This window comes from Klebsiella sp. HMSC25G12 (assembly GCF_001807705.1).
GTDB lineage: Bacteria > Pseudomonadota > Gammaproteobacteria > Enterobacterales > Enterobacteriaceae > Klebsiella > Klebsiella variicola.
This window is the reverse complement of the sequence record NZ_KV789906.1, coordinates 1-659: the sequence shown is the minus strand read 5'-3', so window position 1 is coordinate 659 and position 659 is coordinate 1. Positions and strand designations below refer to the sequence as shown.

The following is a 659-nucleotide window of genomic DNA, read 5'->3' as shown; positions in this document are numbered from 1 at the left end:
GCGGTGCCCACGCAGAAGGCGATCACCCCCAGCACCAGGATCCCCAGCGTCTGCGGCTGCAGGAACTTGTCCGCCACCAGCTTGGCCCCCACCGACAGCCCGAGGAAGATGGTCACGATGTTGATCAGCGCGTTCTGCACCGTATCGCTCAGCCTCTCCACCACGCCGCTCTCGCGCATCAGGTTGCCGAAGCAGAACATCCCCAGCAGCGGCGCGGCGTCCGGCAGCAGGAGCGCCACCAGCAGCAACAGCACCGCCGGGAACAGGATCTTCTCCCGCTTACTTACCGTGCGCAGCTGCACCATGCGGATCTTCCGCTCCTTATCCGTGGTCAGCGCCTTCATGATCGGCGGCTGGATCAGCGGCACCAGCGCCATATAGGAGTAGGCCGCCACCGCGATGGCCCCCAGCAGCTCCGGTGCCAGCTTGCCCGACAGGTAGATGGCCGTCGGGCCGTCGGCGCCGCCGATGATGCCGATGGCCGCCGCCTGCGGCAGGGTGAAGCTGATGATGCCGAAGTAGTTCAGCGTCAGCGCCCCGAGCACGGTGGCGAAGATCCCGAACTGCGCCGCCGCCCCCAGCAGCAGGGTGCGCGGGTTGGCCAGCAGCGGGCCGAAATCGGTCATTGCCCCAACGCCCATAAAGATGACCAGCGGCGC

Annotated in this window: 1 protein-coding gene; it reads right to left on the bottom strand. The window is 67.2% G+C overall.

The genetic code is table 11. The annotated features are described in order from the left end of the window. A partial coding sequence (locus HMPREF3096_RS18530; protein ID WP_141749340.1) for a sodium ion-translocating decarboxylase subunit beta occupies window positions 1-659 on the bottom strand: 659 nt, incomplete at both ends.